We start from the raw sequence: 23,274 nt of genomic DNA, 5'->3' as shown, positions 1-23,274 counted from the left end.
TAGTTTTTATTTTCGAACTTTTTATGGATAAGTTTTCTATTTCAAAACTGTTATATAAAAGGAAAATTCTCCTTACTAACTACAAAATATACAGGCAAAAAAACTTATTATAGCACAGATAACTTTCGTTTTATCATTCCACTTTTTCATGTTATTATTTATTTCCGAGCATATCGGGAATAGTAAACTTAGTTAATTCGAAATAGGAGCGTTGGTACTATGCAGTGCATTGAAACAAACAACTTACAACAGTTGTTAGAACAAGTAAAACCATATACGAAAAAAGGAAAACTTGCTACTTATATCCCCGAACTAGGAAATGCAAATCCAGATGATTTAGGTATTGCCATTTTCCATAAAGAGACAGAATATATTCATGCTGGTAACTCACAAACATTATTTACTCTTCAAAGTATTTCCAAAGTAATTACACTTGCCCTTGCCCTTTTTGATTGTGGTGAAGAATATGTATTTTCTAAAGTCGGAATGGAACCAACTGGTGATCCATTTAATTCTATTATTAAACTAGAAACAACAAGCCCTTCCAAACCTCTTAATCCAATGATTAATGCAGGTGCATTAGCTATTACAAGTATGCTTGCTGGTAATAATAACGAAGAAAAGATGGAACGCATTCTTCGATTTGTACGTGAAATAACAGATAATCCTACTATTAATTATTCTTCTAAAGTTGCCACTTCTGAATTAGAGACAGCTTACTTAAACCGTTCACTTTGTTACTATATGAAACAAAACGGTATTATTGATAGCGATATTGAAGAACTTATGGATTTATATACACGTCAATGTGCAATTGAGGTTAACTGTATCGATTTAGCACGTATTGGTTTAATTTTTGCAATGGACGGATATGATCCATATAAGAAGAAACAAATTATCCCAAAACATATTACAAAGATTTGTAAAACATTTATGGTTACTTGCGGAATGTATAACGAATCTGGTGAATTTGCAATACGTGTTGGAATCCCTGCGAAAAGTGGTGTAGCCGGTGGTATTTTCGGTTGCGTAAAAGGTGAAATGGGAATCGGGATCTTCGGACCAGCTTTAGATGCAAACGGAAATAGTATCGCTGGTTTTAAAATTCTTGAACTCCTTTCTGCTCAAGAAAGTTGGAGCATATTTTAATTCGGAAGTTATCCTGCTATACTAGCAGGATTTTTTATTTCATGAAAATTTCAGTTCCACTAGGCATTAATATGCTGCCCAAAAACATTAAGGAAAGTTTCTCTTTATTATGCATATTTGCTCCCCCCTCCTGAATAATATAGTACAACCTAGCGCTATATGTGGAGGTGTAAAAGATGAAACTGATATTTCAAATGGCGAAACAACCTGTTCTTGAAAAAACAATTCTTCTTTTTATATTGAGTATTGTAGAAAGTTTGAAGCTAAAAGTTGTTTCACTCGATGAAGCACACCGATACATATTCAATTTAGAAGTGCTTGAACTATTAATGGATCGGAACATCGATGATCAAGTATTAGAACTTATTCATTTCGGAATGGGACTTGAAGATATTCACCATGTGCTTCCTGAAGAACTTGAGCATAGTATTGAAGAGCTAAAATGGCTTTGTATTCAAGTTTTAAGTGAATACAGCATGCACGAAGAATCTGAACAACTAATTGAAGATATACGCTAAAAAGCACCTATGTAGGTGCTTTTAATGTTTTTTTAATGTTTTTTTAAACTATTTTTATACGTTTCAATATTAACAGGTAGCTCTTCTTCTTCTAAAGTATGTTCATTTACATCTTTATGAATGAAAGCACCTTTAGGAGGCTTATGATCACCTTTTTTCTTATGATCAAATGCTTTTCCACGTCCCATATAGATTCCCCTTTCATTAAAGCGTTCAATAATTAGTATGCAAAAACTACTGTCGATATATGCAGCCCTTTGATGTATTTCCAAGGAAATACTCGAATATTGCTTTTTACTTTTCTTATAATAGTTGATCTATTCCAATAAGAATTAATAACACCCCTGCAATAACTGTTGCCCATTTCCCTAAATATTCCGCTAAAAATCTTTTCCCAACATACGCAAACCCACTAATGCAAATGAAACTAAATATCCCAGAAATAATTGCTGTAAGCCAAAGATTTAAATTTGTTACCCCTGCATCAAATCCACCTGCAATATTATTAATTGACAATGCAACTCCTAATACAAGTGCCTCTGAAAAACTAATTGTTTTAGAACCATCAAAATCCGCTTTTTCTGGATTACGTAAAATCCCCATAAGTACACCATCATCTTTATTTTCTACTGTTTCTTTTTTACTGAAAAATGGCTGACATAAAATAAACACACCAATTATTCCTAGCACAGCTGCCCCGATAAGATTTGCCGTAAAATCTGAAATAAATAATGAAATCCAATTCCCAAAAAATCCAGCTAATAAAGTAAATAAAAATCCAAAAAATGCAATGACAAAGTTATTAAACCATGAAATCCGGATTTTACGAATACCGTAAGCAATCCCTACACCCGCATTATCTAAATTAGAAGCAATTCCGATTAATAAAATTGACAATAAACCTGCTGTACTCATTGCACAGTCACCTCTTTTCTCACTTTTCCATGCATATTATGAAAATGTTGAGCAACTGTGCCTGTCCGTTTCATATACTTGTAATAAACACTCAACATTTTTTCAATAATAAAATTCGAAAAAGGAGTGCCTATACTATGTCTAATGAAAATCCAAATGATCGACTTGGTACATTAATAAAAAAATTATTAAAAGAACGCGCCTTATCTATGAGACAATTAGGAACACTTACAAATATTGATCCTGCGACAATTTCAAGAATTATTAATGGAAAACAACAACCGAAACAGAAACACCTACAGAAATTTGCAGAATGCCTGCAAGTTCCACCCCAATTGTTATTTGATGAAATGTATCCTGATTCTCCGCACATAAACAAAGAAAAAACAGATATGTACACATCTCTTGATACAATTCAACAAACATTACAGTCCTCTAACTTATTTGACTTCGATTACACAACGACTCGCGTAAAGCAAGAGCTTGAAAATTACGAACGCTACGCAAAAACAACCGAAGGTGAAAAACGTATTCATGAAAGTTTCGCAAGTAAACTAGAGCAAATTGATAGCGCTGGTCCTTTCATTGAACAATTAACAGATATGTATCAACAGTTTTGCAAGGAAAACATCTCAGAAGAAGAACGGGCAATTCTTGGCGGCGCCTTACTATATTTCATTTTATCAACAGACATTATCCCCGATTATCTTTTTCCAATTGGCTACTTAGATGATGCGATTGCTGTTGAATTAGCTAAAGAAAAATTGACTAAAGTCCAACGAAAAACATAGGAAAGCATAAAGAACTATTTCAGATGTTGTGTACATTTACCTCTGGAATAGTTCAATCAAAAAATGTATTATTCTCTTATTTTTTCGTATGACACCATTCATATATGAAAGCAATAATTACTTTTGTAAACTCAACTAACTGCTCAACTTCAACTTTCTCATTTATAGAATGAGCTTCTTCTAATGTACCTGGTCCGTAAATAACAGCTGGAATGTTAAACTCACTAAACCATCCCCCATCAGTTACTGTAGCAGACATATCTAAAGTTGCGACTTTATTCAATATAGCTTCATGCGCAGAACTTAGCTTCTGAATGGCTGGATGATTACTATCTACTTCTAAAGAAGGAAAAATTTCACCTCGATCAACAATCATTGATTCTCCGCCCCACTTAAATTGTGGTGGGTTCTCACTTAACCATGGATCCGCCGCTGCCACTTTTCCTATATACTCTTCTATTTCTTCAATTATTTGTTCATGCGTTTCATTTGGATAAAAATGAACTGTAATCCATAATCGACACTCATCCGCAATAAATGCTGCATGACGCCCACCTTCAATAACCGCTGGGTTAATTGTCGTCGCTCCTGATGGATACCCTTCATATGTTTTCATTACCGCCCAATGACGTTCTAGCTCCTGTAAACCTTGCACAATTTTCATCATTTTTTCAATCGCACTCGCTCCAAATAGACGTCCTCCAGCATGGATCATTTGTCTACGTGTTGCATCATGAAACGTTTGCGGACTTTTCACAGTAATCCATCCAGTAATTACGCCGCCCTGTCCTTGCATATGTAAATCGCTCGTATCCACTACGACTGCAAAATCAGCATCGTAACCTCTTTTGCAACATTGAAGTGTCCCTGCTTCTCCAACCTCTTCTCCAATTACTGATTGAAAGATCAAATCTCCTGGTAGTTCAATGCCAGCTTCTTGTAAAAGCTGAATAGCAAATAAAGCTCCAGCTAGTCCACCTTTCATATCTGCCGCACCTCGTCCAACTAACCAACCGTCTTTAATAAATGGATCAAAAGGATTTGTTTCCCACATCTCATCTGTTGATATTTCAGCTACATCCATATGCCCATTAATAATTAAACTTTTGTACGACTCACTTTCTACTCCTTTTTTGACTCCAACAACATTCGGATCATTCGGATATACATCCCATTTATCAATACTAAAATTTCGTTTTCTTAGCAACTCCGCAACAAATTCTTGCGCCTCATTTGTATTTCTCGCTGGTGGTGCTGGTGTCTCAAAACGTATTAATGCTTTTGTAAGTTCTATTAACTCTTCTTTTCTTAAATCTATCTGTTTTAGCAGCTGTGAAACTTCTTGATTCATCGCTAATTCCCCTTTGCATACATAGTATGTTTCCAGCTTTATTTTCACAAAAAAAGAGACTGTTTACAATTTTACAGTCTCTACATAATTCACCACTACAAACTTTCTAATTCTGTTGTATTCGTCTTTTCAATACGTTCTATTTTAACTTTCTTACTTCTTGTAGCACGGTAAAACAGTAAACAAACTATCATAAATGGAATGCCACAATATAATGCCATTCTTTGTTCTGGGATAAAAGCCATAGCAACTATTACTGTTAAATTTAATGTTAATGCAAGAAGTGGTACAAATGGATACAATGGTGTTTTAAATTTCAAGTCCTTAACATCTCCACCTTGCTTAATGTATGACCTTCTAGCTAATAAGTTAGATAGAGCAATAGATGCCCAAACTAATATCGCTCCGAACCCAGCAATAGAAAGCAGCCATAAATAAACTGTATCTTCCGCATAAATACCTGATAGTAATGAGAGACAACTTACAATTGTACTTACAATCAATGCATAAATAGGAACACCATTTTTAGATAACTTACTAAAAATCGGGCTAATCATTCCTTGATTAGACATAGACCATAGCATACGAGAAGTTGCATATAGCCCTGAATTCGCAACTGATAGTACCGCTGTAATAATAACAAAATTTATAATATCTGCCGCATAAGGAATACCAATTTTATCAAATACAACTACGAATGGACTTTCTATCACTCCCGCTTGCTGCCACGGAAATAATCCCGCAAGGATAAAAATAGATAGTACAAAGAAAACAAGTATGCGCCAAACTGTATTATTAATTGCCTTCGGGATAGTTTTCTCTGGATTTTCACTCTCTCCCGCTGCAATACCAACTAGCTCTGTTCCTTGGAAGGAGAAGTTAACCGCAATCATCGTAACTAAAATAGCTGTTAATCCATTTGGAAACAATCCACCATAATCAGTAAAACTAGAAAGCATCGGTGCTGGTTCATTTCCTTTCATATCTAAAAAACCAAACATCGCTGCCCCGCCCAAAATAATAAATGCTATAATTGTAATTACTTTAATGCTTGCAAACCAAAATTCCACTTCCGCAAAACTTCTTGAAGATAGCGCATTAATAGCAAAGAGCAGCACTGCAAACACTACGCACCAAATCCACGAGGGTACATCTGGAAACCAACGTTTCATTAAAATACTAACTGCAATTAATTCAATGGCTATCGTAGCAGACCAGTTTAACCAAGACATCCATCCCACTACAAAACCCGCTGCGGGAGAAATGTGTTTTGTAGCATACGTTTGATAAGATCCTGCATCGGGCATCGCAACTGCTAACTCCCCAAGACAAAGCATCGTTAAATACATAACAAATCCACCAACAAGATACGCTACAATTGCTCCTCCAGGCCCAGCTTCATGAATTGTATAACCGGATCCTAAAAATAGTCCGGTACCAATAACTCCTCCGAGTGCAATCATAAATATGTGCCGACTTTTTAATTCTTTTTTTAATCCTTGGTTTTGATCCATCATATAAATCCCCCCTTTTCACTTTGCAAACCCATTTAATGTAAGCGCTTTTAAAATCATTCATAGGAAAAAAATATTTAAAAGAGCAAAAACACATATCACTTATATTAATCACTACCTGTTATTAAAAGGTCATCCCTGACTGTTATTAATAATTTTTGATCAGCGATAGCTTGTCCTTCTACTACTTCTAATGATTCGATATAACCACTGATTCCTACCTTAATTTCTACTTTCTGTTTATCTATTGTTTCAATTAACGCTAATTTCTCCCACTCGTATACGTAAGAACTTTCAGTAACAAATAACTTCTCTACTTTCCCGTAACAAGGACTATACACGCCTTCTATAACCGTCTTCACTTTATAAACTCCTCCTTCTTATTAATTGGCACTGGAACGTTGCATATCCTATAAAGATTCATATTCCCTCCTCTAGAGATTTCGACTATTATTTATGCAAAATACGTACCAACCTCCAATTCGTATATAAAATGAGAGTTTGGCTCAAAAAAATCTGCCTAACCGCAAAATTTTTCTATCGTTTGAAAAGTTTTAAGAGAAAAATAGCAAAAAATTTTTGCGATTTTATGAGAATTTTAATAAAATTATAAAAAGTCAGTCTTCATAGGGTGAAACGAGGAGAAGATGATACATGCATACAGAAGAAATTAATTTTAAACAAATTATTGAAATGAACATGCTATATGAAACTTTACTCAATGAACTCGATATCGGGATTCATATTATTAATGAGGAAAGTAAAACGATTATTTATAACCGCAAAATGATGGAAATTGAATCAATGGACCGCTCAGATGTGCTATATAAAAATCCTTTAGAAGTATTTGCATTTGAAGAAAATAAAAATAGTACTCTTATAGAGGCATTAAAATTCGGAAAAACAAACAAAAATATAAAACAAACATACTTTAACAATAAAGGACAAGAAATTACGACGATTAACAATACTTTCCCTATAATAGAAAATGGAAAAATTAAAGGCGCTATTGAAATCTCAAAAGAGATTAGTCACTTAAAACAAACAATGAAAACGAACCTTTCTCGAAAAAAAAATACTAAGTTTACCTTTAATCACATAATCGGTGATTCTAGAGCTATTCAATCGGTCATTGCAGAAGCAAAGAGAGTAATTCGTACTCCCTCATCCATACTTCTCGTAGGAGAAACAGGAACTGGCAAAGAGCTATTTGCACAAAGCATCCATAATGAAAGTCAACGTTCAACCAAACCGTTTATTTCACAAAACTGTGCAGCTATACCTGATACCCTAATGGAAAGCTTATTATTTGGTACGAACCGAGGTGCTTTTACAGGGGCAATAGATAAACCTGGTTTATTTGAAGAAGCAAATGGAGGAACTTTGTTATTAGATGAAATCAACTCATTAAGCCCAGCGCTTCAAGCTAAATTACTACGAGCTATACAAGAAAAAACAATACGAAGAATTGGGGGCACACAAGAAAAAGAAATTGATGTTCGCATTATAGCAACTATTAATGAAGACCCTCTTGAAGCTATTACACACAATCGATTAAGGGAAGACTTATATTACCGATTAAGTGTCGTTACTTTATGCCTTCCACCTTTACGGAAACGAAAAGAAGATATTTTAGCTCTTGTTCAGTACTTTATCGAAAAGTATAACATTCAATTTGGGCTCGGCGTAACGGATGTAGATGTAACTGTAAAAGAATTTTTTTATGCATACGATTGGCCTGGAAACGTACGAGAATTGGAACATATAATTGAAGGTTCAATGAACTTAATAGAAGATGAACATATCATTACAGCTTTTCATATACCAACTCGCTTTCGCGAACTAATAAAAAAAGAATTCAATATGCAAGCTTCCCTAACTAGTCACAATACTGATGCACCTAAAACTTTAAAGCACACAATAGAAGAAATGGAAAAGAACTACATCAATCAAATTCTTAAAGAGAATAATGGTAATATCTCACAAGCCGCGAAATTTTTAGGATTGAGTAGACAAAATTTACAATATCGAATTAAAAAACTGCATTTACACATATGAAATGAACCTTTCTCCAAGTGCAAACTAATATTTGGTAAAATATGTTATAATAAACATATAACATGCTAGAAAGAGGCGATATATATGAGTAATGATAAAAAGTTAAAGTTATTACAATACTTATACCTTCTCCCTGCCGTTCTATGTATGATGTTATTCATTAATACTGATATGAGCAGCTTTCCTTATGCAAAGCTATTAGGAACAATTAGCGGCTCGTTTGCAGCTATTATGCTTGCTGCTTTTTGGAATTTGAAGTTGCGTATGAAGAGAGAGAAATCTTCTTAATCTAAAAATGTTTTAAAATAAAAAATCGAGCCTGCTCACTCAGCTCGATTTTTTTGTTTAATATTAAAACTCAACCTTCTCCAAATACAACCCACTTGCCTCAGCAAGACAATTAATTTGATTACGTTGTTTCGCCTCTAAAATGTGTGGAATTGCTTCAGCATCTAATTGTCCTAATCCAACTTCAATTAATGCCCCAACAATTTTTCGTACCATATTATGAAGGAAGCCGTTACCACTTATTCTAATTTGTACAAATCCAGCCTCTTCCATCACATCAAGTGAATATACTTCTCGAACCATAGACTTTTTCTTTGATTTCGCATTTGAAAAAGCAGTAAAGTCATGTGAACCAACTAAATGTTTCGCAGCTTCTTTCATGCTTTTCACATTTAATTTCTTATTAACGTGCATGCTGTATTTACGCATAAATGGGTTCGTATGCTCTTCATTCCAAATTTTATAAAGATATGTTTTTGCTTTAGAATTGTAACGAGCATGGAAACGATCTGACACTTCTTCTACATTCGTAATACTAATATCGTTTGGTAAATATTGATTTAAATACTTTTTCACTTTATGTTCCACTAACTTCTCATCACTCTTAAAGTTAGCTACTTGATTCAAAGCATGTACACCAGCATCCGTTCTACTACAGCCGACAATCTCAATTTCTTTCCCGATCATTTCAGATATTACACTTTCGATTTTCCCTTGAATCGTATTATCGTTATTACCAAGACGTTGCCACCCTTTATACCGCGCACCGTCATACTGAATCGTTAATTTATAATTGTTCATCGTATTCTCCTTGCCTTTAATAGGCCCAAAAATATAATCCCTCATATAGCTTTGCCATATGAGGGAACTATAACATATTGTTACTTCATCAACATTTTTAATTCTTCTATTTCAACGTTAATCTAACCACATTCTCCACATGAGCTGTATGCGGGAACATATCAACAGGTTGTACATATTCCACTTCATAGCTCTTCATTAATACATTCACATCACGTGCTAACGATGACGGATTACAAGATACGTAAACAACTTGTTTCGGTCTTACTTTTAAAATCGTTTCAAGTAATTTATCATCGCAACCTGTACGCGGTGGATCAACAACAATCACATCTGGGCGCCAGCCTTCTTTCACCCATTTCGGTAACCATTGTTCCGCTTTACCAGCTTCATACTTTGTATTTGTGAATCCGTGGCGTTTTGCATTTTTCTTTGCATCTTCAATTGCTTCTGGAATTACATCCATACCACGTACTTCCGCTGCATCATTCGCAAGCCAAAGGCCGATTGTACCAACACCACAATATGCATCCACAATCTTCTCGCTTCCAGTTAAAGCGGCTGCTTTTTTTGCTTCATCGTATAAAACAACTGTTTGTTCTGGATTTAGTTGGAAGAAAGCACGAGCTGATAGTTCAAATGATAAATCGCCAAGTGTTTCTTGAATTACTTCTTTTCCTGCTAATTTAAATGTTTTATCACCGAAAATAACAGATGTTTTACGCCAGTTTACGTTTTGCATAATTGATTTAACAGTTGGCATCTGTTTTTGTACTTCTGCGATAAATTGCTCTTTATTCGGTAATTCTTCTTTTGTTGTAACAAGTGTGACTTGTACTTCCCCTGTTTGAACTGCAGTACGTGTCACAATTGTACGTACTAAACCTTTTTGCTTCTTCTCATTGTAAATAGAGACATTTAATTTTTCTAATATACGTCTTACAACTTTTGTCGCTTCATTCGTCGCTTTATGTTGAATCATACAATGAGAAATATCAATTAACTGATGTGAGTTTTGTTTATATAATCCTGTAATAACCTTTTCATCTTTACGTCCCACTTGTAATTGACTCTTATTACGATAATGCCATGGATTTTCCATACCAAGTGTCGGACGAATTTTCTCTTCCATACTATTCTTCATGTACTTCTCGAATGCTTGTACAACGATATCACGCTTTTGATTTAATTGTTCTTTATAATCTAAATGTTGTAGCTGACAGCCACCACACTCCTCATATACTGAACATGGTGCTTTCACACGATGTGGTGATGATTTACGAACTTTTTTCACTTTCGCTTCAGCGAAGCCACGCTGAATTTTCGTTGCTTCAGCAACAACTTCTTCTCCTGGTAATGCCCCTGGAATGAAAACAACTTGTCTCTTAAAATAACCAACGCCTTCTCCGTTAATCCCAAGACGTTTAATTGTCACAGGAAACGTTTGACCAACTTCCAACTTACTCTCTTGTTGCTTTTGTATCATTATTACACCTCTACTCTATACTTTTCCATAAATATAACGCTGCATAACTGCAATATGGTTCACACTCTTGTTTCACTTTTTCTAAAAATGCATCATCAGGCTTATTCTCTAATTGGAATACACCTTGAAGTGCACGCTGAATCCCTATGTCTGCTTTCGGAAACATATTTTTCCGTCCAAGCCCAAACATTAAAAAGTTTTGTACTGTCCATGCTCCAATACCCCTTATTGGTAACAATTGTGCCGATACTTCTTCTTCTGTTTCGTTTTCTATCCTTGCTAAATCTAATTTACCGTCGACAATATGCTTTGCTAATCCTACCATATATTCAGCTTTTCGCTGACTAAACTTCTGCTCTCTCAATTCCTCTATTGGAATATTCGCTACTCTTTCTGGTGTTGGGAAAAATAAAACGCCGTTTTTTTCTGTCCCATATCGTTTTACAAATTGCTCTGTTAGCACAGTAGCAAATTTCAAATTTATTTGTTGATGAATAATACAACGAAGAAGACAAGCGAAATAATCAAATTCTAAAATAATTGGAGTATAAGCATATGTTTCAAATAGTGGACGTAATGATGTGTTTAAAAAATGATTTTGTATATTTTGAAACGGGTCATTCCAGTGAAAAATGGACCTCATTCGTCTCATTACTTTCTCTTGATCTCCTGTCTGACTAGAGAGCCAAAACTGTGGATTTTGAACAGTACCAATCCCCTGCAACCGAACAACAATCTGTTCTTCGTCTATAGAAAGCGGGATATAAATTACTTTCTCGTCTAACTGAATGACGTTTAACGGGTCGAAAGATAAACGCTTTAGCACTTCTTCAAAGTGGTACGGATATTCTAACGTAACATGTTCGCTCCACATACGTTTCCCCATCCTTTTTACACATCATTATAGCATGAGAAAACCGCAAGCATACATGCTTACGGTTGATTGCTTTTTACTAAATCATCTAGGCTTTTAAAATGATACCCTTTCTCGCGCAAATCATCAATGATTTTCGCTAGTGCCTCTGCATTATCTTTCGATATCGCATGAAGTAACAAAACAGACCCTGGATGAATCATAGTCATTACATTATTATGAGCATATTGCCATCCTCTTTGCTGATCTACTTTCCAATCAAGAAATGCAAGCGACCAAAACACGTTATAGTATCCCATTTCTTTCGTAAGAGCTAGCGTTCTTTCACTAAACACGCCTCGCGGAGGACGTACATATTTCACTTCTTTTTGCCCTGTTACTTTTTTTATTTCTTCCGTTACACTAGTCAATTCTTCACGAAGTTTTGCATCATTTACAGCTGTAAAATCAGGATGACTCCAAGAATGATTGCCAATAATATGTCCTTCATTTTTCATTCTTAATAGTAAATCTTTTTGTGTTTTTATATAATGTCCCGTCACAAAGAAAGTTGCTGGTACTTTTTTCTCCTTTAGTACATCTAAAATCTTTCCTGTATATCCATTTTCATACCCATTATCAAACGTTAAATATATGTCTTTTTTCTTTGTATCCCCTAAGTAAAAACCGCCATTTTTTTGTAGTAATTCTGTATATAATTTCCCTGCATCTGGCACCGTTTCATTTTTAGGGCGTGGGATTCCCCAGTTATGTGGTGTATTCGTATAAGCAAATGCTGAAACTGGAACAATTGCCATCATAATTGAAAAAATGAGACCTATATATAACCATTTATATTTCATAAATAGTCTCCTTTCCATATATAATCGTACCTGTAGTTTCTGTTATTGCTCTTTCTTTCATGCTGAACATGTTTTTCTATATATACCAAAAAATGCACCTCGAATAATTCGAGATGCATTTCTACTTACTTGAATACAGGTTCTTTAAAGCTCGCTAATTTTTCAAGTGATGTTTTATCAACATCAGCATGTAGACTGTTACCGTGAGAATCCATCGTTACAACTGCTTTAAAACCATCGATACGTAAATGCCACATTGCCTCTGGGATACCGAATTGTAAGAAATCAACATCTTTCACTTCTTTAATACATTCAGCATAATATTGTGCCGCACCACCAATTGCATTTAAGTACACACCACCGTGTTCTTCTAATGCCGCTAATGTTTTCGCACCCATACCGCCTTTACCAATTACAGCACGGATACCGAACTTTTTCATAATATCACCTTGATATGGCTCTTCACGAATACTTGTCGTTGGACCTGCCGCTTTAATTTTCCAATTGTCGTTTTCATCTTTCACTACAACTGGACCACAGTGGTAAATAATTTGTCCATTTAAATCTACTGGGCAATCATTATCCATTAAGTGTTTATGAATTGCGTCACGTCCTGTATACATCATACCGTTAATTGTAACAACATCCCCAACACGAAGTTCACGAATTTGCTCTTCTGTAATTGGAGCTTGTAATACGATTTCACGTTGCTCTGTTTGTTCTTGCGCAGCGTCTTGCTGAAGTGTATCTTCACCTTCTTGGTATAACCAATCCATAATTTCACCTGTCTCAGGATGAATTGTTACGCCAAGACGACGATATGCCCAACAATTATACGCAACAGATACGTAGAAACTAGCTGGCAAACGATTATACACTCCGATTTTACAACCTAGTAAAGTTGTTTCTCCGCCAAATCCCATCGTACCAATACCAAGCTTATTCGCATTCTCTAATACGTACTCTTCAAGCTTTTGTAATTCTGGAACTGGATTTACATCATCTAATGTACGGAATAGTTGATTTTTTGCTAATTCGTAACCTGATGTGCGGTCTCCCCCGATACCGACGCCGATTACCCCAGCGCTACACCCTTGGCCTTGCGCTTGATATACTGCATGAAGAAGGCATTTACGAATTCCTTCTAAATCACGTCCAGCTCGTCCAAGTCCTTCTATTTCGCAAGGCAAGCTATATTGAATATTTTTATTCTCACAGCCGCCACCTTTTAAAATTAAACGCGCATCAATGTAATCTTTTTCCCATTGTTCAAACTTAATAACAGGTGTACCTGGTCCTAAATTGTTTCCACTATTGTCTCCAAAAAGAGAATCAACAGAGTTCGGACGAAGTTTACCATCTTTTGTTGCCCGCTCAAGCGCACTATAGATAGCTTCCTTCAGCTTTAATTGATTCACACCAACCGGTGTATAAATTTTAAACGTTGGCATCCCTGTATCTTGGCAAATTGGCGAGATATTATCATCTGCCATTTTGATGTTATTTGTAATTGTGCCAAGTGCCATTGCAGAGCGAGTTCCTGCATTTTCTCGTTCTTTCGCCTGTTGAATTGCGCGACGAACATCTTTCGGTAAGTTCGTTGACGTTTCAACAATTAGTTGATACATGCTTTCTTGAAGCTTTTCCATTGTTACTTCCCCCTCAATTGTGAACGCTACCAAAACGTTATGAAATGAAAATTCCATTGTTATACTCTTCAGCTTTTTATTTATTTCACGCCATTAAAGGTTTAATGAAATTTTTCACAACTTGATTATACCTTTTTTTCTATATTCCTTCTATTTAATCAAACAAGTTCCTTACAAAAAAACGGCTGCCAACTTCACATTGGCAACCGTTTCAATATATTATTCGTCTTTTTTAAATTGCTCACATTTCAATTCTAGTTCATCTAACATTGCAAGAAGACGATCTACATCTTCTAATTCTACCTCTTCGGGTTCAATCGTATCAATTACTTCAATGAACATATTTAAACGTTCTTTCAAATATACTAATTGTGAATCTTTATCTTGAATTGCTTTTCCCATGAAGGCACTCTCCTTTTAATTCGAGTTGCTTTTATTATACCGCAAAAATGATTGCTATGGGCATGAAATTTCATCAATTTTGTCACAGTAATTTATTATAATGTAAGCCTTCTCTCTTTTTTCACAAAAAAGTTTCACTTTATAAAAAGCACATATTCTTCTATTATAGAGAATGGACAAATTGTTATTTCAATAGTCAAAGGAGTATTTCATATGACGATATCACAAATAATGAAGCCGATTACTCCTTCTTACGATCCATGGGAAGCGTATATGGACCTTGAAGAGTACGGCAAACTACTATTAACAAACGTTGAGTTTACAACGACGACGTTATGCAATATGCGTTGCGAGCATTGCGCTGTTGGTTACACATTACAGCCGAAAGATCCAAATCCGCTTCCGATGGAGCTTTTATTAAAACGATTAGATGAGATTCCTTATTTGCGTTCTTTAAGTATTACAGGCGGAGAACCTATGCTTTCAAAAAAATCCGTCGACAACTATGTAACACCACTCTTAAAATATGCCCATGAACGCGGCGTTCGCACTCAAATCAACTCAAACTTAACTATAGATTTAGCACGTTACGAACAAATTATTCCCTACTTAGATGTATTGCATATTTCACATAACTGGGGAACAATTGATGACTTCGTTGAAGGCGGATTTGCAATGATGGAGCGTAAACCTACTTATGAACAACGCGCAAAATTATTCGAAAGAATGATTACAAATAGTAAAGCTCTATCAGATGCAGGTGTACTCGTATCAGCCGAAACTATGCTGAACAAACGAACCCTACCACACATTGAACATATTCATCGTCAAATCGTTGAAGAAATGGGCTGTAAACGTCATGAAGTGCATCCAATGTATCCGAGTGACTTCGCTAGCACACTTGAAATTTTAACAAAAGACGAAATTCGAAATGCGATTGAACATTTACTGGAAATTCGTGATGAAAATGTCTGGATGTTATTCGGTACATTACCTTTCTATGCATGCAGTGATGATGAACGCGATTTAGTTACACTAAAGAAATTACATGAGAGTAAAAATGTAACTGTCCGTAACGATCCAGATGGCCGTTCCCGTTTAAACGTAAATATTTTCGACGGAAATATTATCGTGACCGATTTCGGTGACGTTCCTCTTCTAGGTAATGTACAAACAAATACACTACAAGAAGCTTATGACAAATGGTGTGACTCAAAAACAGCAAAATCATTAAGTTGTCATTGTCCTGCTGTGAAATGTCTTGGACCAAATGTTCTTGTAAAAAATAGCTACTATCCGAAAGAAGATTTCTTATCAAAAACATCAAACATTATGTTATAAATAAAAAACGTCAGCCTGTGCGCTGACGTTTTTTATTTCATTGTGAATGCGATGAAGAAACAAATTTAAAAAATAAATGATCATGAATTGGAATAGCTGCTCCAATCCCTTGAGATGTAATATTTTTCACGACAAGCCTTTTTTGATTTCCTTTTAACACGAGGTATACTTCCCCAAATGTCACTTTTCCTTTTTCATTTACTGCCGGTGTATACGCATACAAATATCCAAGTTGACTTGGACTAATATTATACACGCGCTCATGCCCAGTACCATAACCAATAGTTGTTTTAAATGAAAGTGGCAATTGCACTTTTTCAAGCGCTTTTAAAAGCATCATTTTTTTCACATCTGAGGCATCTTTCATATCCGCTGTTAAATCGCCTTCGATTGTCTTTTGAGTTTCTTGCTTGTAGCGAAGTGGATATAATCGATCCCCTCCGCGATTATCGTATATATTTCGATTTACTTGCTTATATTCCCAATTAATTGATGTATCTATTGATTCATAATTTAATGCCCATTGCCCCAAATAAATTTTCGCACGGTACCCTACTGCAAGTGGTGCATTCGAAATCGTCGTTTCATTAAACATACGAATTAAATCTGGGTTTTCAATTCTGATATTTGCTGTTTTCAATAATTCTTGAGCAAACTTACTCGGTTGTAAACGTGGTAAATCTTGTGCATCATTTGGAAATGTATTGTCTTTTGAAATATTTAAAACAGATGAAGGCATTTTTACTTCTACTGTCGTCTTTGCAAAACTACTGTTAGGAAATAATAAAATAAACGAGACCATAGTTGAAAGACATATGCTGTACACTCGTTTCACCTGTCTGGCTCCTTCCTACGTAAAGGTATATAAATTACTGTATTTATTGTTTTCCCTCAAACTCATTGTTATCCCTATTTTTCATAATAAATAAAAACCAATTCCCATAATGACGTATGCCGCTAGTAAAGTGCCTCCTTCAAACCAGTTTGTATCCCCATCATTTGAAATAGCAATAGTTAAGAAAACAGCTGTAATCATGGAAACAAGTTCTGGTATCGTAAATACTAACGGCATCTTTTGAGCAAAAAACATTGAAAGAAGTACTAATACAGGAGCAACAAACATCGCAATTTGTAATGTAGAACCTACTGCAATTTCAACTGCGATATTCACTTTATTTTTATACGCCATAATAATTGCAGATGCATGTTCTGCTGCATTACCAACAATCGCAACGATGATAACCCCTATAAATAGCTCTGACCAGCCAAATGACTTTGCGACCGTTTCAAAAGTATGTACGAGTGCCTCTGAAACATAAGCTACCGCAATTGTTGCTATCGCTAAAACGAGTAGTGCTTTACCTTTTGACCACTCAGGCTCTTCCTCGTGCACCATTTCATCACTTTTATGTTGATATACACCGCGGTGCGTAACTAACTTAAATAGCAAGGCAGCAAGGTACATAATGATCATGATAATAGAAACACCAATGCTTAATTGATACGTCTTTCCAGCATCCATATTCATTGAAAAAATCTCTGGAATAACAAAGGCTACGACAACAGCAAATATTAATAAGGCTGAATTATGCCTTGCATCGTAAACATTAAAGCTTTGTCTTTTATATTTAAGGCCTCCTATAAAGAAGGATAGCCCTCCTACTAATAGTAAGTTTCCAAGTACAGAACCAGTTAAAGATGCCAACACTACTTCAATTAACCCTGCCTGAAGTGCGAAAATTGAAATGATAAGTTCAACAGCATTACCAAAAGTTGCATTCAATAAGCCACCTATCCGGGGTCCAGAAACGATTGCTAAACTTTCTGTTGCTCTCCCCATAAAACCCGCTAATGCGATAATAGTAATGCAATATACAGCAAACATAATTGTTTGAGGCCAATGAAGTGTTTTTCCGAGTACAGAAAGTGGTACACCTATAAGCGCTACTATAAGAAATATTTTATTAAACATGCTTTCCACCCTTCCATCGTATGTATTTCTCCTCGATATTATTATTATTCTTCTCCTAACTTGTCTGATTTCATCACAATTACGTTTAAAAAATCGGATTGAGGAAAACAGTATGAAAGATATTTAAATTGTCTTGTTTAGACAGAAAGAATTAAAAATTTGAAAAGAGGTTAAAAGCATGCACTTAAAAGAAAAAATCGCAACTATTATTCAAGGTCAACGAACAGGTGTATTATCTACTGTACGTAACGATAAGCCACATGGCGCCTTTATGATGTTTTTCCACGAAGATTTTGTACTATATGTTGCAACAGATCGAAATTCAAAAAAGATAACAGATATCGAAAAGAATCCAAATGTACATGTACTACTTGGGCGAGAAGGAAAGAAATTAGATGAAGCTTACATTGAAGTTGAAGGTATAGCTTCCATCGAAGAAGATCAAACGCTAAAAAATAAATTTTGGACTAATAGCTTAAAACGCTGGTTACTTGGTGCGGAAGATCCTAATTATGTACTAATTAAAATCAATCCCGACACAATTTATTACATCGATAGTGCCGGTACGACCGAGCCTGAGTTTTTACGACTTTAAAACGAAAACAAGCCTTTTAAGTGGGCTTGTTTTGTCGAAAAGTTCTTTTGAAAAAAACAATAAAATAGGTGGAACTTTCTAAAGATTCTGTTATATAATAGCAGTAACTTAAATAAACTGTATTAAAACAGATGAGGGGAGAAATAAAATTGATGAAAAGAGAAGAACGAAAAAACATGATTGAGTTTATTGAAAAGAAAAAAGGGATTGAACGTGACGAATTATTATTTATGACAGACGATGAAGTAGAACATATTTATAATGTAACGTACTTTTTATATGAAGAAATCGCAGAGTAGCATAATAAACCCCCACCTTATTAAAAATATAAGGTGGGGGTTTATTTCGTCATTTATACATGAGAATGATTTTCATGTATAATAATGTAAGATTGGAGGAATTTCACTATGAGTTCATGGCTATTATTCGCACTATTATCAGCAATTGCTGCCGCCCTCGTATCTATTTTTGGAAAGATTGGCTTAGATGGAATCGATGCCAACGTTGCAACAACTATTCGCTCTATAATTATGGCATTATTTATGGTAGGAGTTATTATTATTCAAGGTAAATTTCAAAATATCGGTGATGTCCTCCTAAATAAAAAAGCACTGCTATTTATCACATTAAGTGGAATCGCTGGTGCTTCGTCATGGCTATTTTATTTTCTTGCACTAAAAACAGGAAAGGTCTCACAAGTAGCACCTATCGATAAATTAAGTGTAGTATTTTCCATTATTCTCGCGATGATTATATTGGGTGAAAAGTTAAACTTTATGACTGGTATTGGTGTAGTCTTTATTACAGCTGGTGTATTATTTATTGCTTTCAGCTAAAAAACCGCTATTATTAGCGGTTTTTTCTATTCCTTATGTAAATCCACACAATCAATGTTACAATTGCCGAAATAAATAAAATCCATATTCCATAATGATGTAAACTATACTCAACAAAGCGCCACTTCTCTCCTAGTTTCCAACCTAGGCCAATAAAAACACTTATCCAAATTAGCGCCCCACCGTAAGCATACAGACAAAAACGCCACCATGTTAAATTCGAAACCCCAGCAAAATATGCTGTTAAGTGACGTACTCCTGGTATAAAGTAGCCAATAATTAAAAGAAACGGGCCGTATTTTTCAAATAAAATATGTGTTTTTTCAATATGATGTTCTTTAATTCTAATTTTCGGACCATATTTTTTTAAAACAGGGAGTCCAAGTTTTAAACCTAATATATAACTTAACGTAATGCCAATCATCGCACCTGCCATTCCACTTAAAAAAGCAGCTGCTCCTGACATAACTCCTTTTGAAATATTATAACCAATAAAAGTCAATAAAAACTCATCTGGTATCGGTAATCCGACTATCCCACCAGCTAAAGCTATAATAATTCCAAAATACCCATAATGTGAGATTAACTCGCCAATATGTTGTTCCATTCGGAAGACACATCCTATGCACGATCGTTATTCCATATTGTGCCCGTTCTATCTTTAAGACAAACATGGTATACATATTCAATATACATTGTTTTTATATTGAACTCTACTTCTATTCATTCCTTTAACAGAGATAAAGTGAAACTTTAATCAGTGGGGGTTTTGCCCATCCCCACTGATTATTAGCCCACACCAATTGGGCTTTTACGGGTAGCCTGACTCCCACCTAACTTCCTCGCATTCGCCAAATTTTGAGGTGGGAGTCTTACTGCCCACAAATAGCGGGATTAAAAAATAAAAATTCATAGGCTTGTTTTTTTGTTACAATAAAGGAAAGTTACTTTTCGCAACGGTTTAACTCTCAGGAAAAATGATACATCTAGCAAAAACATAGTTTGGTCTATATAATGCAACTTCTACCTATTAGAGTAACAGGTACCCTTTTACATACAACATCATTTTTCTAAATTATACAGGGGGAACGAACATGACCATTGAAAAACAATTTATCCAAAAGGTTTACTATAAAACATTTTTAACAGAAGATACTTCCATTCCGGTAACGGAAGTACTCGGTGAAGCATATATAAATGAATCAAAAAATGAATTCTCCAATATATCTAATATTCGCTTCGCACAAGGTGAAGTTTACTTTCAAAACAAAGACTTTGAAGCAGCTATATTTAAATGGGAGAAAGTAAACAATGAACTTGCTCTCTGGGCCATGAAGAATATTGCAGATGCTTACTTCGAATTAGGTTTCTTGCCAAAAGCAGAGGAAATTTATAAATCTATTCAATCAGAAGATACGACTCTTACTATGGAAGTTTCCCTACAACTTCTTTCTCTTTACATCGATCAAAACCGCTTAGGTCTTGCTTTTAAAACAATTAGTGAAGCTGTTTCATTCCAACCAGACTATCCGAATATTACTGCAATCGCTCGATCTTTTTATGAGAAACAAGAAGATTGGAATAATGCTATTGAACTAGCGGTTCAAGAAGGGATTCGAACAAAATCATTACATTGGTTCGATACGTTAATAAATTATGTGAACAGAGGCTTTACTAATAAAATTAAACCTGAGTATTTCTATGAATCTTTAAAAGCCTTATATACAATTGATCAAGTTCAATTTAAAGAGCTTGTTATTTCACTTTGGAACAGCTATGAAAATGAATCATTACATCTACCTTGGATTCAAACAATAAATCACTTATTCTTACATATTGAAGTAGACGCTAATGACGATTGGAATGAAATTTCTGCCCGCTATCAAGAGACGTATTTTGAATTAATTACTGGGCAACATTTCATGCATGAATTACAAGGACTTGTTCCAGATTTATTAACGAATTGGTTTAGTTTAACGAAAGCGGAAGATTCTTTACTTGTCTCTGCAGCAGTATTAGCATGGAACGAGGTTTCACCTACAACTCTAGAATCATTACTCGTAAAAAGCGCAGGTGCCTTACTTTCAAATTCATCAGCTTATGCAAATGTTGATATGGCAGATGTATCAGCATTATTTGAAACGATTGCTGTATGGGCTGAGAAGAATGATGTAGATTTAGGTCATCAATTCACACTACTCGTTCGTGAGCTATACGATTTAACTGTTACACAACTTCTAGTAGCAGGAACTAGTGATTATGATAAATCAGCCTTTATCAACTCTATACTAGGAGAAAATATATTAACTGAAACTCTAACAACTTCTATTACATTTAAAGATAATAGTCAAACTGAAATAACTGAGTTTACAGAGTTAGATATACGAAATATACCAAACTTTTCTGAACTTCATAACATACTAGCTGTACCTTCTCAGTCAGAACTAGAGAAAAAATGTATTGAAATTAAATTACCGAGTAGATTTTTAAGAAAAAATAAGTTTTCATTCCTTGTCACACCTACTGTGCATGGACAACTTAACAAAAACAGCTCTCATTTCGAATACTTACAGGCAGCAGATAGTCTTATCTATGTACTAAATTCAGCTTTGCCATTACATGATGAAGAGCTTGATACATTATTATATATTCGTGAGCAAGTACCAAATTTACAAATTCAATTCGTCTTACAAACAATTGATACAAATACTAGTGAAAACATCACGAACAATATTAAAAAGAAAATACTTGTACATTTCCCAAATGCACACTTTTTCCCTTACTCTCCTTCACAAGAGAGTAGTGAGCAACTAGGCAACGTAACAGACTCTATTATCACTAACCTTGCTCAGCGCAACATGGAAAAAGAACGTATTGAAAAATTGTTATGGTTTATCCAAAAGACGATTGCCTACCTTTTAAATGAACGTGTGGAGTTAGAAAATACATTAGTAAAATCAGTCCGTTGGAACAAACATATTTTAGTTAAACTTGATGGTTTTATTAATAATCTTACAGCCATTCAAAAAGATAAAGTTCGTTCTATTACAGAATCTTATCTCTTAACGAAAGAAGAAATTACACAGGATATACATTCTCAAATTCCTGAATTGTTACAGAGTTGCTCAGATCTCGTTCAAGAGGATAGTGATTTCAAATTAGTCCATGAAGAACTAAATGTAGCAATGAATGAAAGAATTCAAAAACATGTACAGCAAGTGCTTCTTCCTAAATTTACTCAATCCATTCAAGAATGGATTGAAACTGCACATAATGAATTCATTCAAGCGCAAGCTTATTTAGATGAAATGGGCGATACCTTTAATAAACTCTATGAAGAAGAGCGTATTAAACTTCCTTGTGATTTCAAATTACTAGATGACTGGAATAGAGATGTTGTAAGAATGACAAATAGAATTACAGTGGCTAACATCAATATTTTATTACGCTTTACACCAACACAATTTTTCTTGAAAAGTGCAGGGAAATTATTCGGTAATATGCAAAAGAATCAATCTATGCTATCAAATAAATATAAACAATATATTGAAACAGAGGATTATACAGAAGTTGCTCATGCAATTTCGAAGCAATTCTTCCTTCAATTTGAAGTATTTGAAGGTGCGCTAGAACGTGATATCATGATGTTCTTTAAAGACCCTCTTAGCGTATTGAAGCAAAATGTAGAAGCGGCCCAACTTGAAATACAAGAAGACGAGCAAACATTAACAAAGCTAAGAACAAATCCAGAAACTTATCATGATCCTTTAACACTGTTTAAATTGCAATTGTTGCAACGAAAGTTCATGTTAAATATTGACCGCAACAATGAAAACATTGCTTCACAAGAAGTAATAAAGTGAAACACCAACTGTTTAAATAAGAAAAACCA

At 34.8% G+C, this 23,274-nt stretch carries 24 protein-coding genes; 10 read left to right on the top strand and 14 right to left on the bottom strand.

From position 1 onward, the window contains the following. Positions 1-219 precede the first annotated feature (219 nt). Positions 220-1,149 carry a glutaminase A gene (gene glsA / locus BAU28_RS12270; protein ID WP_071718696.1) on the top strand — a complete coding sequence of 310 codons (930 nt, stop codon included), beginning with the start codon at positions 220-222 and terminating at the stop codon, positions 1,147-1,149. Positions 1,150-1,325: 176 nt separating this feature from the next. Beyond that, a complete protein-coding gene (locus BAU28_RS12265; RefSeq protein ID WP_002174732.1) occupies positions 1,326-1,667 on the top strand; it encodes a DUF3969 family protein in 342 nt (113 codons plus the stop codon). A gap of 32 nt (positions 1,668-1,699) precedes the next feature. Here the strand turns inward: BAU28_RS12265 and BAU28_RS30410 are convergent, their stop codons facing one another. Beyond that, on the bottom strand, positions 1,700-1,855 hold the full coding sequence (locus BAU28_RS30410; RefSeq protein ID WP_081806694.1) for a hypothetical protein: 156 nt from the start codon (positions 1,853-1,855) through the stop codon (positions 1,700-1,702). Positions 1,856-1,970: 115 nt separating this feature from the next. Then, positions 1,971-2,582, bottom strand: coding sequence for a sporulation membrane protein YtaF (gene ytaF / locus BAU28_RS12260; RefSeq protein ID WP_071718695.1), 612 nt, complete (start codon positions 2,580-2,582; stop codon positions 1,971-1,973). A gap of 137 nt (positions 2,583-2,719) precedes the next feature. Between ytaF and BAU28_RS12255 the strand changes: the two genes are divergently transcribed. After that, the gene (locus BAU28_RS12255) at positions 2,720-3,373 is read left to right on the top strand and encodes a helix-turn-helix domain-containing protein (protein WP_048375657.1); all 654 of its coding nucleotides are present in this window, start codon (positions 2,720-2,722) and stop codon (positions 3,371-3,373) included. Between the two features lie 76 nt (positions 3,374-3,449). Here BAU28_RS12255 and BAU28_RS12250 read toward each other — a convergent pair whose 3' ends face one another. From BAU28_RS12250 to BAU28_RS12240, 3 genes are all read right to left on the bottom strand, one after another. Beyond that, the gene (locus tag BAU28_RS12250) at positions 3,450-4,724 is read right to left on the bottom strand and encodes an acetylornithine deacetylase (protein ID WP_071718694.1); all 1,275 of its coding nucleotides are present in this window, start codon (positions 4,722-4,724) and stop codon (positions 3,450-3,452) included. 95 nt (positions 4,725-4,819) lie between these two features. Beyond that, positions 4,820-6,241, bottom strand: coding sequence for an amino acid permease (locus tag BAU28_RS12245; protein ID WP_025148700.1), 1,422 nt, complete (start codon positions 6,239-6,241; stop codon positions 4,820-4,822). 104 nt (positions 6,242-6,345) lie between these two features. Beyond that, positions 6,346-6,600 (bottom strand): biotin/lipoyl attachment domain-containing protein, encoded by a 255-nt coding sequence (locus BAU28_RS12240; protein ID WP_000859494.1) that lies wholly within the window; start codon positions 6,598-6,600, stop codon positions 6,346-6,348. A gap of 292 nt (positions 6,601-6,892) precedes the next feature. Between BAU28_RS12240 and BAU28_RS12235 the strand changes: the two genes are divergently transcribed. Together BAU28_RS12235 and BAU28_RS12230 are read left to right on the top strand one after the other, a co-directional pair. After that, the gene (locus BAU28_RS12235) at positions 6,893-8,296 is read left to right on the top strand and encodes a sigma-54 interaction domain-containing protein (RefSeq protein ID WP_071718693.1); all 1,404 of its coding nucleotides are present in this window, start codon (positions 6,893-6,895) and stop codon (positions 8,294-8,296) included. Between the two features lie 84 nt (positions 8,297-8,380). After that, positions 8,381-8,584 (top strand): hypothetical protein, encoded by a 204-nt coding sequence (locus BAU28_RS12230; protein WP_002174726.1) that lies wholly within the window; start codon positions 8,381-8,383, stop codon positions 8,582-8,584. 63 nt (positions 8,585-8,647) lie between these two features. Here BAU28_RS12230 and truA read toward each other — a convergent pair whose 3' ends face one another. The 6 genes from truA to BAU28_RS12200 form a co-directional block, all read right to left on the bottom strand. Further along, the gene (gene truA, locus BAU28_RS12225) at positions 8,648-9,385 is read right to left on the bottom strand and encodes a tRNA pseudouridine(38-40) synthase TruA (protein ID WP_071718692.1); all 738 of its coding nucleotides are present in this window, start codon (positions 9,383-9,385) and stop codon (positions 8,648-8,650) included. Between the two features lie 106 nt (positions 9,386-9,491). Further along, entirely contained in the window at positions 9,492-10,871 is a 1,380-nt protein-coding gene (gene rlmD / locus BAU28_RS12220) for a 23S rRNA (uracil(1939)-C(5))-methyltransferase RlmD (RefSeq protein ID WP_071718691.1), read from the bottom strand. A 10-nt stretch (positions 10,872-10,881) separates the two neighbouring features. Continuing rightward, positions 10,882-11,745, bottom strand: coding sequence for a DNA-3-methyladenine glycosylase family protein (locus tag BAU28_RS12215; protein WP_048375646.1), 864 nt, complete (start codon positions 11,743-11,745; stop codon positions 10,882-10,884). A 59-nt stretch (positions 11,746-11,804) separates the two neighbouring features. Further along, positions 11,805-12,587 carry a delta-lactam-biosynthetic de-N-acetylase gene (gene pdaA / locus BAU28_RS12210; RefSeq protein WP_071718690.1) on the bottom strand — a complete coding sequence of 261 codons (783 nt, stop codon included), beginning with the start codon at positions 12,585-12,587 and terminating at the stop codon, positions 11,805-11,807. A gap of 125 nt (positions 12,588-12,712) precedes the next feature. Next, positions 12,713-14,236, bottom strand: a complete 1,524-nt coding sequence (gene fumA, locus BAU28_RS12205) for a class I fumarate hydratase (RefSeq protein ID WP_082148039.1) — start codon at positions 14,234-14,236, stop codon at positions 12,713-12,715. A 219-nt stretch (positions 14,237-14,455) separates the two neighbouring features. After that, entirely contained in the window at positions 14,456-14,638 is a 183-nt protein-coding gene (locus tag BAU28_RS12200; RefSeq protein ID WP_002174720.1) for an SE1561 family protein, read from the bottom strand. A gap of 213 nt (positions 14,639-14,851) precedes the next feature. Between BAU28_RS12200 and yfkAB the strand changes: the two genes are divergently transcribed. Continuing rightward, complete coding sequence (gene yfkAB / locus BAU28_RS12195; RefSeq protein WP_002174719.1) at positions 14,852-15,979, top strand: radical SAM/CxCxxxxC motif protein YfkAB; 1,128 nt, start codon at positions 14,852-14,854, stop codon at positions 15,977-15,979. Between the two features lie 37 nt (positions 15,980-16,016). Here the strand turns inward: yfkAB and BAU28_RS12190 are convergent, their stop codons facing one another. Beyond that, on the bottom strand, positions 16,017-16,814 hold the full coding sequence (locus BAU28_RS12190; RefSeq protein WP_025148707.1) for a YfkD famly protein: 798 nt from the start codon (positions 16,812-16,814) through the stop codon (positions 16,017-16,019). 81 nt (positions 16,815-16,895) lie between these two features. Next, entirely contained in the window at positions 16,896-17,951 is a 1,056-nt protein-coding gene (gene cax, locus BAU28_RS12185; protein WP_071718689.1) for a calcium/proton exchanger, read from the bottom strand. A gap of 178 nt (positions 17,952-18,129) precedes the next feature. Between cax and BAU28_RS12180 the strand changes: the two genes are divergently transcribed. From BAU28_RS12180 to BAU28_RS12170, 3 genes are all read left to right on the top strand, one after another. Further along, the gene (locus BAU28_RS12180) at positions 18,130-18,546 is read left to right on the top strand and encodes a pyridoxamine 5'-phosphate oxidase family protein (RefSeq protein ID WP_048375638.1); all 417 of its coding nucleotides are present in this window, start codon (positions 18,130-18,132) and stop codon (positions 18,544-18,546) included. 152 nt (positions 18,547-18,698) lie between these two features. Next, on the top strand, positions 18,699-18,845 hold the full coding sequence (locus tag BAU28_RS12175) for a BH0509 family protein (RefSeq protein WP_000817786.1): 147 nt from the start codon (positions 18,699-18,701) through the stop codon (positions 18,843-18,845). Positions 18,846-18,953: 108 nt separating this feature from the next. Then, positions 18,954-19,382, top strand: a complete 429-nt coding sequence (locus tag BAU28_RS12170) for an EamA family transporter (RefSeq protein ID WP_002115869.1) — start codon at positions 18,954-18,956, stop codon at positions 19,380-19,382. 13 nt (positions 19,383-19,395) lie between these two features. Here the strand turns inward: BAU28_RS12170 and BAU28_RS12165 are convergent, their stop codons facing one another. After that, entirely contained in the window at positions 19,396-19,989 is a 594-nt protein-coding gene (locus BAU28_RS12165; RefSeq protein ID WP_071718688.1) for a DedA family protein, read from the bottom strand. Between the two features lie 487 nt (positions 19,990-20,476). Here BAU28_RS12165 and BAU28_RS12160 point away from each other — a divergent pair, with 487 nt between their 5' ends. Further along, positions 20,477-23,245: a tetratricopeptide repeat protein gene (locus BAU28_RS12160; RefSeq protein ID WP_071718687.1), complete on the top strand. Its 2,769-nt coding sequence runs from the start codon at positions 20,477-20,479 to the stop codon at positions 23,243-23,245. Positions 23,246-23,274 lie beyond the last annotated feature (29 nt).

Source organism: Bacillus paramycoides (assembly GCF_001884235.1).
Lineage (GTDB): Bacteria > Bacillota > Bacilli > Bacillales > Bacillaceae_G > Bacillus_A > Bacillus_A paramycoides.
This window is presented reverse-complemented; position numbering and strand designations above follow the sequence as displayed.